This window comes from Brevibacterium album DSM 18261 (genome assembly GCF_000426445.1).
GTDB classification, from domain to species: Bacteria; Actinomycetota; Actinomycetes; order Actinomycetales; family Brevibacteriaceae; genus Brevibacterium; species Brevibacterium album.
This window is the reverse complement of the sequence record NZ_KE384526.1, coordinates 563162-578892: the sequence shown is the minus strand read 5'-3', so window position 1 is coordinate 578892 and position 15731 is coordinate 563162. Positions and strand designations below refer to the sequence as shown.

Annotated in this window: 25 protein-coding genes; 24 read left to right on the top strand and 1 reads right to left on the bottom strand. The window is 67.5% G+C overall.

Features of this window, described 5'->3' with window-relative positions:
- Window positions 1-28 precede the first annotated feature (28 nt).
- Complete coding sequence (locus K318_RS22640) at window positions 29-793, bottom strand: DUF1707 SHOCT-like domain-containing protein (protein WP_084500340.1); 765 nt, start codon at window positions 791-793, stop codon at window positions 29-31.
- 452 nt (window positions 794-1245) lie between these two features.
- Here K318_RS22640 and rpsL point away from each other — a divergent pair, with 452 nt between their 5' ends.
- The 24 genes from rpsL (at window position 1246) to rplO (ending at window position 15636) form a co-directional block, all read left to right on the top strand.
- Window positions 1246-1620, top strand: a complete 375-nt coding sequence (rpsL, locus tag K318_RS0116275) for a 30S ribosomal protein S12 (RefSeq protein ID WP_029090268.1) — start codon at window positions 1246-1248, stop codon at window positions 1618-1620.
- Window positions 1620-2093 carry a 30S ribosomal protein S7 gene (gene rpsG, locus K318_RS0116270; RefSeq protein WP_029090267.1) on the top strand — a complete coding sequence of 158 codons (474 nt, stop codon included), beginning with the start codon at window positions 1620-1622 and terminating at the stop codon, window positions 2091-2093. The genes rpsL and rpsG overlap by 1 nt, the downstream gene beginning before the upstream one ends.
- 81 nt (window positions 2094-2174) lie before the next feature.
- A complete protein-coding gene (fusA, locus tag K318_RS0116265) occupies window positions 2175-4280 on the top strand; it encodes an elongation factor G (protein WP_029090266.1) in 2106 nt (701 codons plus the stop codon).
- 132 nt (window positions 4281-4412) lie between these two features.
- Window positions 4413-5606: an elongation factor Tu gene (gene tuf / locus K318_RS0116260; RefSeq protein ID WP_029090265.1), complete on the top strand. Its 1194-nt coding sequence runs from the start codon at window positions 4413-4415 to the stop codon at window positions 5604-5606.
- A 492-nt stretch (window positions 5607-6098) separates the two neighbouring features.
- Window positions 6099-6407 (top strand): 30S ribosomal protein S10, encoded by a 309-nt coding sequence (gene rpsJ, locus K318_RS0116255; RefSeq protein WP_009379191.1) that lies wholly within the window; start codon window positions 6099-6101, stop codon window positions 6405-6407.
- A gap of 10 nt (window positions 6408-6417) precedes the next feature.
- Entirely contained in the window at window positions 6418-7092 is a 675-nt protein-coding gene (rplC, locus tag K318_RS0116250) for a 50S ribosomal protein L3 (RefSeq protein ID WP_035282184.1), read from the top strand.
- A gap of 2 nt (window positions 7093-7094) precedes the next feature.
- The gene (gene rplD / locus K318_RS0116245; RefSeq protein ID WP_029090263.1) at window positions 7095-7766 is read left to right on the top strand and encodes a 50S ribosomal protein L4; all 672 of its coding nucleotides are present in this window, start codon (window positions 7095-7097) and stop codon (window positions 7764-7766) included.
- On the top strand, window positions 7763-8068 hold the full coding sequence (rplW, locus tag K318_RS0116240; RefSeq protein WP_029090262.1) for a 50S ribosomal protein L23: 306 nt from the start codon (window positions 7763-7765) through the stop codon (window positions 8066-8068). Before rplD ends, rplW begins: the two co-directional genes overlap by 4 nt.
- Before the next feature lie 32 nt (window positions 8069-8100).
- On the top strand, window positions 8101-8937 hold the full coding sequence (rplB, locus tag K318_RS0116235; protein ID WP_029090261.1) for a 50S ribosomal protein L2: 837 nt from the start codon (window positions 8101-8103) through the stop codon (window positions 8935-8937).
- Window positions 8938-8952: 15 nt separating this feature from the next.
- Window positions 8953-9234 carry a 30S ribosomal protein S19 gene (gene rpsS / locus K318_RS0116230; RefSeq protein WP_029090260.1) on the top strand — a complete coding sequence of 94 codons (282 nt, stop codon included), beginning with the start codon at window positions 8953-8955 and terminating at the stop codon, window positions 9232-9234.
- A gap of 46 nt (window positions 9235-9280) precedes the next feature.
- Window positions 9281-9661, top strand: coding sequence for a 50S ribosomal protein L22 (gene rplV / locus K318_RS0116225; RefSeq protein WP_029090259.1), 381 nt, complete (start codon window positions 9281-9283; stop codon window positions 9659-9661).
- Window positions 9661-10479 (top strand): 30S ribosomal protein S3, encoded by an 819-nt coding sequence (gene rpsC / locus K318_RS0116220; protein WP_029090258.1) that lies wholly within the window; start codon window positions 9661-9663, stop codon window positions 10477-10479. The genes rplV and rpsC overlap by 1 nt, the downstream gene beginning before the upstream one ends.
- A 3-nt stretch (window positions 10480-10482) precedes the next feature.
- Entirely contained in the window at window positions 10483-10899 is a 417-nt protein-coding gene (gene rplP / locus K318_RS0116215; protein ID WP_029090257.1) for a 50S ribosomal protein L16, read from the top strand.
- A 2-nt stretch (window positions 10900-10901) separates the two neighbouring features.
- A complete protein-coding gene (gene rpmC, locus K318_RS0116210; RefSeq protein WP_029090256.1) occupies window positions 10902-11153 on the top strand; it encodes a 50S ribosomal protein L29 in 252 nt (83 codons plus the stop codon).
- Window positions 11153-11431, top strand: coding sequence for a 30S ribosomal protein S17 (gene rpsQ / locus K318_RS0116205; RefSeq protein WP_029090255.1), 279 nt, complete (start codon window positions 11153-11155; stop codon window positions 11429-11431). Before rpmC ends, rpsQ begins: the two co-directional genes overlap by 1 nt.
- 167 nt (window positions 11432-11598) lie before the next feature.
- The gene (gene rplN / locus K318_RS0116200) at window positions 11599-11967 is read left to right on the top strand and encodes a 50S ribosomal protein L14 (RefSeq protein WP_029090254.1); all 369 of its coding nucleotides are present in this window, start codon (window positions 11599-11601) and stop codon (window positions 11965-11967) included.
- A 2-nt stretch (window positions 11968-11969) separates the two neighbouring features.
- Complete coding sequence (gene rplX, locus K318_RS0116195; protein WP_029090253.1) at window positions 11970-12335, top strand: 50S ribosomal protein L24; 366 nt, start codon at window positions 11970-11972, stop codon at window positions 12333-12335.
- Window positions 12335-12904 carry a 50S ribosomal protein L5 gene (gene rplE / locus K318_RS0116190; RefSeq protein ID WP_029090252.1) on the top strand — a complete coding sequence of 190 codons (570 nt, stop codon included), beginning with the start codon at window positions 12335-12337 and terminating at the stop codon, window positions 12902-12904. The genes rplX and rplE overlap by 1 nt, the downstream gene beginning before the upstream one ends.
- Window positions 12905-12987: 83 nt before the next feature.
- Entirely contained in the window at window positions 12988-13386 is a 399-nt protein-coding gene (rpsH, locus tag K318_RS0116185; protein ID WP_029090251.1) for a 30S ribosomal protein S8, read from the top strand.
- Window positions 13387-13403: 17 nt separating this feature from the next.
- Window positions 13404-13940, top strand: a complete 537-nt coding sequence (gene rplF / locus K318_RS0116180) for a 50S ribosomal protein L6 (RefSeq protein ID WP_029090250.1) — start codon at window positions 13404-13406, stop codon at window positions 13938-13940.
- A gap of 2 nt (window positions 13941-13942) precedes the next feature.
- Complete coding sequence (gene rplR / locus K318_RS0116175) at window positions 13943-14323, top strand: 50S ribosomal protein L18 (RefSeq protein WP_029090249.1); 381 nt, start codon at window positions 13943-13945, stop codon at window positions 14321-14323.
- Window positions 14320-14991 carry a 30S ribosomal protein S5 gene (rpsE, locus tag K318_RS0116170; protein WP_029090248.1) on the top strand — a complete coding sequence of 224 codons (672 nt, stop codon included), beginning with the start codon at window positions 14320-14322 and terminating at the stop codon, window positions 14989-14991. The genes rplR and rpsE overlap by 4 nt, the downstream gene beginning before the upstream one ends.
- Window positions 14991-15173 (top strand): 50S ribosomal protein L30, encoded by a 183-nt coding sequence (gene rpmD, locus K318_RS0116165; RefSeq protein ID WP_029090247.1) that lies wholly within the window; start codon window positions 14991-14993, stop codon window positions 15171-15173. Before rpsE ends, rpmD begins: the two co-directional genes overlap by 1 nt.
- A 1-nt stretch (window position 15174) precedes the next feature.
- Window positions 15175-15636, top strand: coding sequence for a 50S ribosomal protein L15 (gene rplO / locus K318_RS0116160; RefSeq protein ID WP_029090246.1), 462 nt, complete (start codon window positions 15175-15177; stop codon window positions 15634-15636).
- Window positions 15637-15731: the final 95 nt, after the last annotated feature.

The window sequence follows — 15731 nt, the reverse complement described above, 5'->3', positions numbered from 1 at the left end:
TGCCCCCGGCCCCGGCGCCCCGGCGGCCTCAGCGCTCCAGCTGCGGCGGCGTCCAGTCGGGGTCGAGGAGCACCTCGTTGCCCGCCATCAGACTGAACCCGCGGAGCACGAGGACGCCGTTGGAGCCGTCCCCGCGGGCGCTCTTCCCGATGTCGTTGCCGGCCATGATGTTGACGGTCTCGTCGACGACCTTGACGCCCGGCGGCACGTAGATCTCGTTGCCCGCCCACATCGCATACGTCTCGACGACCACCTGCACGCCGGGGCCGAGCACATCGGAGAGGCGGATCTCGCTGCCGCCCATGAGCGCGAAGCTGCGCACGAGGGGCGTGCCCTGCTCGACATAGACCTCGGAGCCGCCCATGATGGCGACGGTCGTGCGCTCGGCTCCGCCGCCCGGCGCGGCGGGGAGGATCTCGCCCCGCGGGGAGGACCCGCCCAGTCTCCCCGCGGGTGCGAGGGCGGCGCCGGGGGAGGGGCGCGCGGGCGGGGCCGTGCCCGAGGCCGCGTCGGCCTGCGCCTCGAGCACGGCCGCGAGCTCCGCGCCCTCGGGCAGATCGTCGATGTGCTCGGGCAGCTCGTCGACGAACTTGGCCCTGAGGATCGCGTTCTGCCGTTCGTCGACCTCATCGGCGTCCAGCCGACCCGCGGCGTGCGCGCGGCTGATCACCTCGAGCACCCCCTCCCGCTCGCTGTCGCCGGCGCGCAGGCGGCGGCGACGCGCGGGGACGGGTGCGGCGCCGTCCGCACCCTCCGGCGGCTCACCGGCTGAACCGGGCTGGATCTCGCTCATGGCACCACCCTACCGAGTGCGCGCGCCGGCCCCGCGCCGCGCACGGTGTGAGCGGTGCGCCACATCGCTTTGACCGCACGGCTTGCACCGCGATAATCTCTATCCGACTGTCTCGTGCGGACAGTCGTGCCCGCGTCTCGCGCGCGACCGCCACGGACCCGGCCCTGCGCTCCCTCCCGGAGCGCGGAACCGGAGGACGTCTCCGAGCCCCGCACGCTCGGGAAGCGGCGGTGACCGTGGAGAACGGGGCGCACCACCGCTCGCAAGGGCGGACTGTGCGCGGTTCGCAGAATCCGACACACCCGACCTCGGGTGGAGTGGGGCCATGCGGACACCGGCATCAGGCGGCAGCTTCACCTGGTGACGGAGGGACATGCTCGGGCAGGGCGGCGTCCGCCTCGTGCGCGACGGCCCGGGATTAGCAACAGCGAGAAGCATCGGAGAACATCTCAGTGCCCACTATTCAGCAGCTCGTCCGCAAGGGACGGCAGGACAAGGCCGCGAAGAACGCGACGCCTGCCCTCAAGGGCAGCCCGCAGCGGCGCGGCGTGTGCACCCGCGTGTACACGACCACCCCCAAGAAGCCCAACTCGGCGCTCCGCAAGGTCGCCCGCGTGAAGCTCTCGAGCCAGATCGAGGTCACGGCCTACATCCCCGGTGAGGGCCACAACCTCCAGGAGCACTCGATCGTGCTCGTCCGCGGCGGTCGTGTGAAGGACCTCCCCGGCGTCCGCTACAAGATCGTGCGCGGCTCGCTGGACACCCAGGGAGTCAAGGGCCGTCAGCAGGCCCGCAGCCGCTACGGAGCCAAGAGGGAGAAGAAGTAATGCCGCGCAAGGGCCCCGCACCCAAGCGACCGGTCGTCATCGACCCGGTCTACAGCTCGCCGCTCGTCACGCAGCTCATCAACAAGGTGCTGCTGGACGGAAAGCGGTCCACCGCCGAGCGCATCGTCTACGCGGCCCTCGAGGGCACGCGTGAGAAGCTCAACGGTCAGGACCCGGTCGTCACGCTCAAGAAGGCGCTCGACAACATCCGCCCCTCGCTCGAGGTCCGCTCCCGCCGCGTCGGCGGCGCGACCTACCAGGTGCCGGTCGAGGTGCGCGCGAACCGCTCCACCACGCTCGCTCTGCGCTGGCTCGTGGGCTACTCCCGGCAGCGTCGCGAGAAGACCATGACCGACCGGCTCCAGAACGAGATCATGGATGCCGCCAACGGCCTCGGTGCCGCTGTGAAGCGCCGCGAGGACACCCACAAGATGGCCGAGTCCAACAAGGCCTTCGCACACTACCGCTGGTGAACCAGCCGTGGTCCTCCGCAGCGGGCCACCGCCCGCTGCGGAGGGGCGCGATCGACGCGATCGACACGAGAGAGAGACACCGTGGCACTTGACGTGCTCAGCGACCTCAAGAAGGTCCGCAACATCGGCATCATGGCCCACATCGATGCCGGCAAGACGACGACGACGGAACGCATCCTCTACTACACCGGTGTGAACTACAAGCTCGGCGAGACGCACGACGGCGCCTCGACGATGGACTGGATGGAGCAGGAGCAGGAGCGCGGCATCACGATCACGTCCGCCGCGACGACGTGCTACTGGGAAGACAACCAGATCAACATCATCGACACCCCGGGCCACGTCGACTTCACGGTCGAGGTCGAGCGCTCCCTGCGCGTGCTCGACGGTGCCGTCGCCGTCTTCGACGGCAAGGAGGGCGTGGAGCCCCAGTCGGAGACCGTCTGGCGTCAGGCCGACAAGTACGACGTGCCCCGCGTCTGCTTCGTCAACAAGATGGACAAGCTCGGTGCGGACTTCTACTACACCGTCGACACCATCAAGAACCGCCTCGGTGCCAAGCCCCTCGTGATCCAGCTGCCGATCGGCGCGGAGAACGACTTCGCCGGCGTCGTCGACCTCATCGAGGAAGTGGCCTACATCTGGCCCGACGAGTCCAAGAAGGGCCAGGACATGACCACCGTGGAGATCCCCGAGGATCTCCGCGAGCGTGCCGCGGAGTACCGCGCACAGCTCATCGAGGACGTCGCCGAGGCCAGCGACGAGCTCACGGAGAAGTACCTCGAGGAGGGCGAGCTCACCAAGGACGAGATCAAGGCGGGCATCCGCCAGCTCGTGATCGACTCCGCGGCGTTCCCCGTCATGTGCGGTTCCGCGTTCAAGAACAAGGGCGTCCAGCCCATGCTCAACGCGGTCATCGACTACCTGCCCTCGCCGCTCGACGTCCCCGCCGTCGAGGGCCACGTCCCCGGCAAGGAGGACGAGGTCATCACGCGCGAGCCCCGCAAGGACGGCCCGTTCGCGGCGCTGGCGTTCAAGGTCGCGACGCATCCGTTCTTCGGCTCGCTCACCTATGTGCGCGTGTACTCGGGCACGGTGAAGACCGGCGACCAGCTGGTCAACACGACGAACGGGAAGAAGGAGCGCGTCGGGAAGCTCTTCCAGATGCACTCCAACAAGGAGAACCCCGTCGATGAGGCCTTCGCCGGCCACATCTACGCATTCATCGGGCTCAAGGAGACCACGACCGGCGATACGCTGTGCGACCCGCAGCAGCCGATCGTGCTCGAGTCGATGTCGTTCCCCGAGCCCGTCATCTTCGTCTCGATCGAACCCAAGACCAAGGGCGACCAGGAGAAGCTCGGCACCGCCATCCAGAAGCTGGTGAAGGAGGATCCCACCTTCACGGTCAACCTCAACGAGGAGACCGGGCAGACGGAGATCGGCGGCATGGGCGAGCTGCACCTGGACGTCTTCGTGGACCGCATGAAGCGCGAGTTCAAGGTCGAGGCGAACATCGGCAAGCCGCAGGTCGCCTACCGCGAAACGATCCGTCGCGCGGTCGAGAAGGTGGACTACACCCACAAGAAGCAGACCGGCGGCTCCGGTCAGTTCGCGAAGGTCCAGGTCTCCATCGAGCCGATGGAGGTCGAGGGCGACAAGATCTACGAGTTCCACGATGCCGTCACCGGCGGCCGTGTTCCGCGCGAGTACATCCCCAGCGTCGATGCGGGCATCCAGGATGCCATGCAGCTGGGCGTGCTGGCCGGGTACCCGCTCGTGGGAATCAAGGCCACGCTGCTCGACGGCCAGTACCACGACGTGGACTCGTCGGAGATGGCGTTCAAGATCGCAGGCTCGATGGTGCTGAAGGAGGCTGTGCCGAAGGCCAGCCCCGTGCTCCTCGAGCCCGTGATGGACGTCGAGGTGCGCACGCCCGAGGAGTACATGGGCGATGTGATCGGCGATCTGAACTCGCGTCGCGGGCAGATCCAGTCGATGGAGGATGCGACGGGCATCAAGGTCGTCAAGGCCGATGTGCCCCTCTCGGAGATGTTCGGATACATCGGCGACCTGCGCTCCAAGACGCAGGGCCGCGCCGTGTACTCGATGGTCTTCAAGAGCTACGGCGAGGTTCCCAAGAACGTCGCCGACGAGATCATCCAGAAGACCCGCGGCGGAGAGTGACGCTCTCCCGTCCGTGACGGCGGCGGGTGAAACTCCTCACAGGGGCGCTGCCCGCCGTCGTCGACAAACCACCCAAGTCAGGTTCTAGGATATGAACGGCATATCCTGCAACCACTCATCAGGAGGAACCCAGTGGCAAAGGCCGAATTCGACAGGACCAAGCCTCACGTCAACATCGGCACCATCGGTCACGTCGACCACGGTAAGACGACCCTTACCGCGGCGATCACCAAGGTGCTGGCGGACAAGTACCCGGATCTCAACGAGGCGAAGGCCTTCGACCAGGTGGACAACGCACCTGAGGAGAAGCAGCGCGGCATCACGATCAACGTCTCGCACGTCGAGTACCAGACCGAGAAGCGCCACTACGCGCACGTCGACGCTCCGGGTCACGCCGACTACATCAAGAACATGATCACCGGTGCGGCGCAGATGGACGGCGCGATCCTCGTGGTCGCCGCCACCGACGGCCCCATGCCGCAGACGCGCGAGCACGTGCTGCTCGCTCGCCAGGTGGGCGTGCCCTACATCGTCGTGGCTCTCAACAAGTCCGACATGGTCGAGGACGAGGAGCTGCTCGAGCTCGTCGAGTTCGAGGTGCGCGATCTGCTCTCCTCGCAGGACTTCGACGGCGACAACGCTCCCGTCGTCCAGGTCTCCGCTCTCAAGGCGCTCGAGGGCGACGAGAAGTGGGTCAAGTCCGTCGAGGACCTCATGGAGGCCGTCGACGAGAACGTTCCCGAGCCGGAGCGCGACATCGACAAGCCGTTCCTCATGCCCGTCGAGGACGTCTTCACCATCACCGGCCGCGGCACCGTCGTGACCGGTCGTGTGGAGCGCGGCGTGCTGCTCCCCAACGAGGAGATCGAGATCGTCGGCATCAAGGAGACCTCCTCCAAGACGACCGTCACCGCGATCGAGATGTTCCGCAAGACCCTCCCCGACGCGCGCGCCGGTGAGAACGTCGGCCTCCTCCTCCGCGGCACCAAGCGCGACGAGGTCGAGCGCGGCCAGGTCATCGTGAAGCCGGGTTCGATCACCCCGCACAAGAAGTTCGAGGGCCAGGTCTACATCCTGTCCAAGGACGAGGGCGGCCGTCACAACCCGTTCTACTCGAACTACCGTCCGCAGTTCTACTTCCGCACGACGGACGTCACCGGCGTCATCACGCTGCCCGAGGGCACCGAGATGGTCATGCCCGGCGACAACACCGACATGTCGGTCGAGCTCATCCAGCCGATCGCCATGGAGGACGGCCTCAAGTTCGCCATCCGCGAGGGTGGACGCACGGTGGGCGCCGGCCGCGTGACGAAGATCATCGAGTGATCTGACATCACAGTGCGCGATGCGCGACTGCTTCGCTGAGCAGCCCTGCTGATCAGTGAGGACATCATGAGGGCCCCGGGATCCGTCCCGGGGCCCTCTGCTGTCGCCGGACCGGCCCGCGCTCCGCGCGTGGTCGGCGTCACCGTCGCGGCGAGGCGCCGGTCACCTTCCGGCTCGGGGGAGGCCTCCGGGTTTGCGGGCCGCGCGCGGCCTGTGCCAAGATAGTCAAGTTGCGTTCCGGGGCCACTGCCCCTGCACTGCGGTCCTTACGGCCGCGAACGGCTCCGGGACATCACCGGCCGTTGAATCTGGGCTCAGCCTGCGCTGGGCGGAACCGGGTTCGGCCGGGCAGCCGTTGCACGAGTGTGCCCGCGCCGAGAAGCAAGGGCGACACGCCCGACCTCGGGGGCGGTCACGTCAAGCCGGCACAGACGCTCATCCGTCACAGGAGTGCGTTGATGGCCGGGAAGAACGAAAGGAAGAGACGACGCCATGGCGGGACAGAAGATCCGCATCCGGCTCAAGTCGTACGACCACGCTGTCATCGACAGCGCTGCGCGCAAGATCGTGGACACGGTCACGCGCGCGGGTGCCACGGTCGTGGGACCGGTGCCGCTGCCGACGGAGAAGAACGTGTACTGCGTCATCCGTTCGCCGCACAAGTACAAGGACAGCCGCGAGCACTTCGAGATGCGCACGCACAAGCGCCTCATCGACATCGTGGACCCGACGCCGAAGGCCGTCGACTCGCTCATGCGACTCGACCTCGCCGACGACGTCAACATCGAGATCAAGCTCTGAGGGGGAGGACATGGCGAACACACGCTCCAAGGCACTCCCCACCACCCGCAGCGTCAAGGGCATCCTGGGCACCAAGCTCGGCATGACCCAGGTGTGGGACGAGAACAGCAACTTCGTCCCGGTCACCGTGGTGCAGGCCGCACCGAACGTCGTGACGCAGATCCGCACCGAGGAGGTCGACGGCTACACCGCCGTGCAGATCGGCTTCGGTGAGATCGACCCGCGCAAGGTCAACAAGCCCTCCGCCGGCCACTTCGAGAAGGCCGGGGTCGCCCCGCGCCGTCACCTCGTCGAGCTCCGCACCGCCGATGCGGGCGAGTACGAGCTCGGCCAGGAGATCACCGCTGAGGTGTTCTCCGCCGGCGCCAAGGTCGATGCGACCGCGAAGACCAAGGGCAAGGGCACCGCCGGCGTCATGAAGCGCCACGGCTTCAAGGGCGTGGGCGCCTCGCACGGCCAGCACCGCAATCACCGCAAGCCCGGCTCCATCGGAGGCGCTGCGACCCCCGGTCGCGTGTTCAAGGGCATGCGGATGGCCGGTCGCATGGGTGCTGTCAAGCACACGACCCAGAACCTCACGGTTCACGCTGTCGACGCCGAGAACGGCCTGCTGCTCATCAAGGGCGCCGTTCCCGGTCCTAAGGGCGGAGTCGTTCTCGTTCGCTCCGCAGCGAAGGAGGCCTGATCATGGCTGACACCAAGACCATCGACGTCGTGGACGCGGCCGGCGCCAAGACCGGCACCGCCGAGCTCCCCGGCTCCGTGTTCGATGTGCCGACCAATGTGCCGCTCATCCACCAGGTCGTCGTCGCGCAGCTCGCGGCCGCGCGCCAGGGCACGCACAAGACGAAGACCCGCGCAGAGGTGTCCGGCGGCGGCAGGAAGCCGTACCGCCAGAAGGGCACGGGCAACGCCCGCCAGGGCTCGATCCGCGCCCCGCAGTACGCGGGCGGCGGCATCGTGCACGGCCCGGTTCCGCGCGACTACTCGCAGCGCACCCCCAAGAAGATGAAGGCCGCCGCTCTCCGCGGTGCCCTGTCCGATCGCGCGCGCCTCGACCGCGTCCACGTCGTGACCACCCTGGTCGAGGGCGAGAAGCCCTCCACCAAGGCGGCCGGCGCCGCGCTCAGCGCGCTCAGCGATCGGAAGAACAAGCTCGTCGTGCTCACCCGCGAGGACGACGTGAACTACCTGAGCGTGCGCAACCTCCCGCGCGTCCACGTCCTCAACGTCGAGTCCCTCAACACGTACGACGTGCTGATGTCCGACGACGTGGTCTTCACGGCTGCAGCGCTCGAAGCCTTCCTCGCCCGCACCGCCGGTGCGGCTGCGGCGAGCTCTGAGGAGGACGCGAAGTGAGCACTGTCACCATCAAGGACCCGCGCGACATCATCATCGCTCCCGTGGTGTCCGAGAAGACCTACGCCCTCATGGACGAGGGGAAGTACACCTTCCTCGTCGATCCCCGTGCGAACAAGACGGAGATCAAGTACGCGATCGAGTCGATCTTCTCCGTGAAGGTCGCGAAGGTGAACACCCTCAACCGTCAGGGCAAGACTCGCCGGACCCGCTTCGGCATCGGCAAGCGCATCGACACGAAGCGTGCGATCGTCAGCCTCAAGGAAGGCGACATCGACATCTTCGGCGGCGGCGCTCTCTGAGTCGCCCGAGCGAACGTAAGGATTGAAAGAGAATGGGAATCCGTAAGCACAAGCCGACGACACCGGGGCGCCGCGGCGCCTCCGTCGCCGACTTCGTCGAAGTGACCCGCTCCACCCCGGAGAAGTCGCTTCTTCGTCCCCTCCCGAAAAAAGGCGGACGCAACTCAGCCGGTCGTGTGACGACCCGCCACCAGGGCGGCGGTCACAAGCGCCAGTACCGCGTCATCGACTTCCGTCGCCATGACAAGGACGGCATCGAGGCCCGCGTCGCGCACATCGAGTACGACCCGAACCGGACCGCCCGCATCGCGCTCCTGCACTACGCGGACGGAGCGAAGCGCTACATCATCGCTCCGAACAAGCTCAGGCAGGGCGATCGGATCGAAGCCGGTCCCGAGGCCGACATCAAGCCCGGCAACAGCCTGCAGCTGAGGAACATCCCCGTCGGCACCGTCGTGCACGCCGTGGAGCTCCGCCCCGGCGGCGGCGCGAAGATCGCCCGGTCCGCCGGCGCCTCCGTGCAGCTGGTGGCGAAGGACGGCCCTTACGCGCAGCTGCGCATGCCGTCCGGCGAGATCCGCAACGTCGACGCGCGCTGCCGTGCCACGGTCGGCGAGGTCGGCAACGCCGAGCAGTCGAACATCAACTGGGGCAAGGCCGGCCGCATGCGCTGGAAGGGCAAGCGCCCCACGGTGCGCGGCGTCGTGATGAACCCGATCGACCACCCGCACGGCGGTGGCGAGGGACGCACGTCCGGCGGTCGTCACCCGGTCAGCCCCTGGGGCCAGCCGGAGGGCCGCACGCGCCGTCCGAACAAGGAAAGCGACAAGTACATCGTGCGTCGCCGTCGCACCGGCAAGAAGCGCTGATAGGGAGCCTGAACTATGCCTCGCAGTCTCAAGAAGGGCCCCTTCGTCGACGAGCACCTCTACAAGAAGGTTGCTGCTCAGAACGAGAAGGGCACCAAGAACGTCATCAAGACCTGGTCCCGCCGCTCGATGATCGTCCCGGACTTCCTGGGTCACACGATCGCCGTGCACGACGGACGCAAGCATGTGCCGGTGTTCGTCACCGAGTCCATGGTCGGGCACAAGCTCGGCGAATTCGCACCGACGCGGACGTTCCGCGGCCACGACAAGGACGACCGCAAGGGCCGCCGCCGCTGAGGCGGAGGACCTGCGCAGTCTCCTCATCAGAAGGAAGAAGGAAACGATGGAAGCCAAGGCGAAGGCACGCTACCTGCGTGTGACGCCCCAGAAGGCTCGCCGTGTCGTCGACCTCGTTCGTGGTCAGCAGGCAACGGAAGCCCTCGCAGTGCTCAAGTTCGCGGAGCAGTCCGCATCCGAGCCGCTCTACAAGCTCGTCGCCTCCGGCATCGCCAATGCGCGGCAGCAGGCGGAGAAGCTCGGCGAGTCGTTCGACGAGGACGAACTGGTCATCACCCAGGCATTCGTGGACGAGGGACCGACCATGCGCCGGTTCCGTCCCCGTGCCCAGGGACGCGCCGGACGTATCAACAAGCGCACCAGCCACATCACGGTGGTGCTCGGCTCCGGCGACGACATCCCGGCCGGCCGGAAGGGGAACCGCTGATGGGTCAGAAGATCAACCCGAACGGATTCCGTCTCGGAATCACGACGGATCACCGCTCGAAGTGGTTCGCTGACTCCAACAAGGAGGGTCAGCGCTACAAGGACTACCTGGGCGAGGACATCAAGATCCGCCAGCTGCTGAGCACGGGCCTTGAGCGCGCGGGCATCTCCCGCGTGAACATCGAGCGCACCCGTGACCGCGTGCGCGTCGACATCCACACCGCCCGTCCGGGCATCGTGATCGGCCGCCGCGGCGCCGAGGCCGACCGCATCCGCGGTCAGCTCGAGAAGCTCACCGGCAAGCAGATCCAGCTGAATATCCTCGAGGTCAAGAACCCCGAGGTCGACGCCCAGCTCGTCGCACAGGGCGTCGCCGAGCAGCTCGCGTCCCGCGTGGCCTTCCGCCGCGCGATGCGCAAGGCCATCCAGAGCGCGCAGCGCGCAGGTGCCAAGGGCATCCGCGTGCAGTGCGCCGGCCGCCTCGGCGGTGCTGAGATGAGCCGTTCCGAGTTCTACCGCGAGGGCCGCGTGCCGCTGCACACCCTCCGTGCGAACATCGACTACGGCTTCTTCGAGGCGCACACCACCTTCGGCCGGATCGGCGTGAAGGTGTGGATCTACAAGGGCGACCTCACCGACAAGGAGCTCGCGGCGCAGGAGGCGGCACAGCCGTCCGGCCGCGGTCCCCGCGGCGGTGGCGGCGCAGCCCGTGGACGCGGCCGCGGCGGACGCGGACGCGGACGCGGCGAGGGCGCGCCCAAGAACACTGAGAACGCAGCCGAGGCCGCTCCCGCGGCCGCGGCAGGATCGGAGGGCTGACGCATGCTCATCCCACGCCGTGTCAAGCACCGCAAGCAGCACCACCCCAAGCGCCGGGGTATGGCGAAGGGCGGCACCGAGGTCACGTTCGGTGAGTGGGGCATCCAGGCCCTCGCACCGGCATACGTGACGAACCGCCAGATCGAGGCGGCTCGTATCGCCATGACGCGCCACATCAAGCGCGGCGGCAAGGTCTGGATCAACATCTACCCGGACCGTCCGCTGACCAAGAAGCCCGCCGAGACCCGCATGGGCTCCGGCAAGGGCTCGCCGGAGTGGTGGGTCGCGAACGTCAAGCCCGGCCGAGTGATGTTCGAGCTCGCCGGTGTGTCCGAGGAAGTCGCACGCGAGGCCCTGCGCCTGGCGATCCACAAGCTTCCGCTCAAGGCCCGCATCGTGCGGCGCGAAGGTGGTGAATGAGAATGGCGATCGGTTCCAAGGACCTCTCGATGGACGCCCTCGACGGCTTCGACAACGAACGCCTCGTCGAGGAGCTGAAGAAGGCTAAGGCCGAGCTGTTCAACCTCCGGTTCCAGACGGCGACCGGCCAGCTGGAGAACCACGGCCGGCTCAAGGCCGTCCGCCGCGATATCGCACGGATCTACACGGTGCTGAACGAGCGCAAGCTCGCGATCCGCCAGGATCCGTCCGCAGCGAAGGAAGAGGAGAACTGATGTCCGACCAGGCTCAGACACCGGTCGAGCGCGCGACTCGCAAGAGCGCCCGCGGCTACGTCGTCTCTGACAAGATGGACAAGACCATCGTCGTCGAGATCGAGGACCGCAAGAAGCACCGCCTGTACGGCAAGGTTCTGCGCACGTCCAGCAAGATCAAGGTCCACGACGAGGAGAACACAGCCGGCATCGGCGACCTCGTGAGTGTGTCCGAGACTCGTCCGCTCTCGGCGTCGAAGCGCTGGCGGCTCGTGGAGATCATCGAGCGCGCCAAGTGATCGGCGCCGCATAAGCCCCGGTCCCTCCCGGTCCCGCTCTCTCCGAAGGCGGCCACCGGGAACCCGGGGTCAGCGGTGCGAATCAAGCCCATATCCGTTCCGTCAGGCTCGCCCCGGCGGCCCCGCGTCGCCGGGGCGAGAACCGACGTGACGACAGGAGAGAAGAAGTGATCCAGCAGGAGTCGCGACTGAAGATCGCCGACAACACGGGTGCCAAGGAGATCCTGGCCATCCGTATCCTCGGCGGCTCCGGTCGACGCTACGCCGGCATCGGCGACACGATCGTGGCAACGGTCAAGGACGCCATCCCCGGCGGCAACGTGAAGAAGGGCGATGTGGTCAAGGCCGTCATCGTCCGCACCAAGAAGGAGCGCCGTCGTCCCGACGGCTCCTACATCCGCTTCGACGAGAACGCAGCGGTCATCCTCAAGAACGACGGCGAGCCCCGCGGCACGCGCATCTTCGGGCCCGTGGGCCGCGAGCTGCGCGACAAGAAGTTCATGAGGATCGTCTCGCTGGCACCGGAGGTGATCTGATCATGGCGAAGCTCAAGATCAAGAAGGGCGACCTCGTCCAGGTGATCGCCGGAGCACGTGCCTCGCGCGGCGGCGACCGCGGCAAGCAGGGCAAGGTCCTCGAGGTCTACCCCGAGCGGAACCGCGTCCTCGTCGAGGGCGTCAACCGCGTGTCGAAGCACCGCAAGCCCAGCCAGACCGCCTCCGGCGCGACCGCCGGCGGCATCGAGATCCACGAGGCCCCCATCCACATCTCGAATGTGATGCTCGTGGACCCGAAGGACAACAAGCCGACCCGCGTGGGCTACCGTGAGGAGACCGTCGAGCGCGACGGCCGCACTCGCAAGGTCCGCGTGCGCGTCTCGCGCCGTACCGGGGAGGACATCTGATGACCGAGAGCACCCAGACCCGCCCGGCACCCCGCCTCAAGGCGGTCTACCGCGATGAGATCGTCGGCAAGCTGCAGGAGGAGTTCGCCTACGCGAATCCCATGCAGATCCCCGGTCTGACCAAGGTCGTCGTGAACATGGGCGTGGGTGACGCGGCGCGTGACTCCAAGCTCATCGAGGGCGCCATCCGCGACCTCACCCTCATCACGGGCCAGAAGCCCGTCGTCACCAAGGCCCGGAAGTCCATCGCGCAGTTCAAGCTGCGCGAGGGGCAGCCGATCGGCGCACACGTGACGATGCGCGGAGCCCGGATGTGGGAGTTCCTCGACCGCGTCATCTCGCTGGCGCTGCCCCGCATCCGCGATTTCCGCGGACTGTCGGACCGCCAGTTCGACGGCAACGGGAACTACACGTTCGGTCTGACCGAGCAGTCGATGTTCCACGAGATCGATCAGGATTCCATCGACCGCGTCCGCGGCATGGACATCACGATCGTGACAAGCGCGAAGACGGACGACGAGGGACGCGCCCTGCTGCGCCACCTCGGCTTCCCCTTCAAGACCAACTGATACCTCTACGTCGCAGGTCCGCCCCGCCCCCGCGCAAGCGGGGGCGGGGGACGGAAACCGCGACGAGGAAGGGCTAGTGCCCAATGACTATGACCGACCCCGTCGCAGACATGCTCACGCGTCTGCGCAACGCGAACTCGGCCTACCACGAGGAGGTGAGCATGCCCTACAGCAAGCTCAAGTCCTCCATCGCCGAGATCCTCAAGAGCGAGGGCTACATCGCCGACTGGCGCGTCTCCGACGCCGAGGTGGGCAAGAAGCTCGAGCTCGACCTGAAGTTCGGACCCAACCGCGAGCGTTCGATCGCCGGCATCCGCCGCGTGTCGAAGCCGGGCCTGCGCGTCTACGCGAAGTCGAACAGCCTTCCCAAGGTGCTCGGCGGCCTCGGCATCGCCATCATCTCGAGCTCCTCGGGTCTGCTCACCGACAAGCAAGCGGCCAAGAAGGGCGTGGGCGGAGAAGTCCTCGCCTACGTCTGGTAAGGGAAGGAGAAGACACTATGTCACGCATCGGCAAGCTGCCCGTCTCCGTCCCTGCCGGCGTCGATGTCACCATCGACGGTCAGAACGTGAAGGTCAAGGGCCCCAAGGGCGAGCTCTCGGTCGAGGTCCGGGAGCCGATCTCGGTCGCGCTCGAGGAGGGCCAGGTGCTCGTCACCCGTCCCGACGACGCCCGTGAGTCCCGCGCCCTGCACGGTCTCTCCCGTACGCTCGTCAACAACATGGTCATCGGCGTGACCGAGGGGTACTCGAAGTCCCTCGAGATCGTCGGCACCGGCTACCGCGTGCAGGCCAAGGGCCAGAGCCTCGAGTTCGCCCTCGGCTACAGCCACTCGATCACCGTCGACCCGCCGGCCGGGATCTCGTTCTCGGTCGAGGGCCAGACGAAGGTGACCGTGAGCGGCATCGACAAGCAGCAGGTGGGCGAGGTCGCCGCGAACATCCGCAAGCTGCGGAAGCCCGAGCCCTACAAGGGCAAGGGCGTGCGCTACGCCGGCGAGAACGTCCGCCGCAAGGTCGGAAAGGCTGGTAAGTGACCATGGCAGGAGCAATCAAGCAGAGCCGCGGCAAGGGCAAGGCGGCTGCGCGCGCACGTCGCCACCACCGCCTGCGCAAGCACATCTCCGGCACCGCAGAGCGTCCCCGCCTCGTCGTGTCGCGTTCGAGCCGCCACGTCTTCGTGCAGGTCATCGACGACACCGTCGGCCGCACGCTGGCTTCGGCCTCGACCATGGAAGCGGACCTCCGGGCCGCTTCCGAGGACAAGACAGCCAAGGCTCGCCGGGTGGGCGAGCTCGTCGCCGAGCGGGCCAAGGCAGCCGGCGTGGAGGCCGTGGTGTTCGACCGCGGCGGCAACGCCTACCACGGCCGAGTGGCCGCTGTCGCCGACGGCGCTCGTGAAGGAGGACTCGCACTGTGAGCACCGAAGAGAACAAGGACGCCCAGGTCCAGACCGAGGCTCAGGGCGAGTCGCAGACCGGCACCGAGAGCGGTGACCGCGGCCGTGGCCGCGGTCGCGGCCGCGGTGAGGGCGGCGGCCGTCGCGGCAACCGTCAGGACCGGGACGAGAAGAACCAGTTCATCGAGCACGTCATCACCATCAACCGCGTGTCGAAGGTCGTGAAGGGCGGACGTCGGTTCTCCTTCACCGCCCTCGTGGTCGTGGGCGACGGTGAGGGCCTGGTCGGCATGGGCTACGGCAAGGCCAAGGAAGTTCCCGCGGCCATCGCCAAGGGCGTCGAGGAGGCGAAGAAGAACTTCTTCCGCGTCCCGCGCATCCAGAAGACCATCCCGCACCCCATCCAGGGTGAGGACGCGGCGGGCGTCGTCCTGCTCCGTCCGGCCTCGCCGGGAACCGGTGTGATCGCCGGCGGTCCGGTCCGTGCGGTCCTCGACTGCGCGGGCATCCACGACATCCTCTCGAAGTCGCTGGGCTCCTCGAACGCGATCAACATCGTGCACGCCACGATCACCGCGCTCAAGGGCCTCGAGCGTCCCGAGGAGGTCGCTGCGCGCCGCGGTCTGCCCGTCGACCAGGTTGCGCCGGCGGCGCTCCTGCGAGCAGCGGAAAGCGGGGCGAAGGCCTGATGGCGAAGCTCAAGATCACTCAGCTCAAGTCTGAAATCGGTGGCAAGAAGAATCAGCGCGAGACCCTGCGCACGCTGGGCCTCAAGCGGATCAACGACGTCGTGGTGAAGGATGACCGTCCTGAGATCCGCGGGATGATCAACGTCGTGAGCCACCTCGTCACCTGGGAAGAGGTGGACTGACATGGCAGACGAGAACAACGCGCTCAAGCTGCACCACCTGCGTCCGGCACCCGGCGCCAAGACCGCGAAGACCCGCGTGGGTCGCGGTGAGGGCGGCAAGGGCGGCAAGACCGCCGGCCGCGGAACCAAGGGCACGAAGGCCCGCTACCAGGTTCCGCACGGCTTCGAGGGCGGGCAGACGCCGCTGCACATGCGTCTGCCCAAGCTGCGCGGGTTCAAGAACCCGAACAAGGTGACCTACCAGGTCGTCAACCTCGACAAGCTGTCGGCGCTGTTCCCCGAAGGCGGAGACGTCACCGTCGCCGACCTCGTGGCCAAGGGCGCCGTCCGCGCGAACCAGCCCGTCAAGGTGCTGGGAACCGGCGAGATCACCGTCGCGGTCAACGTGACCGCCGACAAGGTCTCCGGCTCCGCGGAGCAGAAGATCACGGCTGCGGGGGGCTCGGTCACCACGACCGCCTGACCACCGCACATCGTGCCCGCACAGGGGCGCCGTCCACAGGGACGGCGCCCCTGTCGCGTATCCCGCGGTCGCGTGCAGGGTGCGCGCCCGCAGGA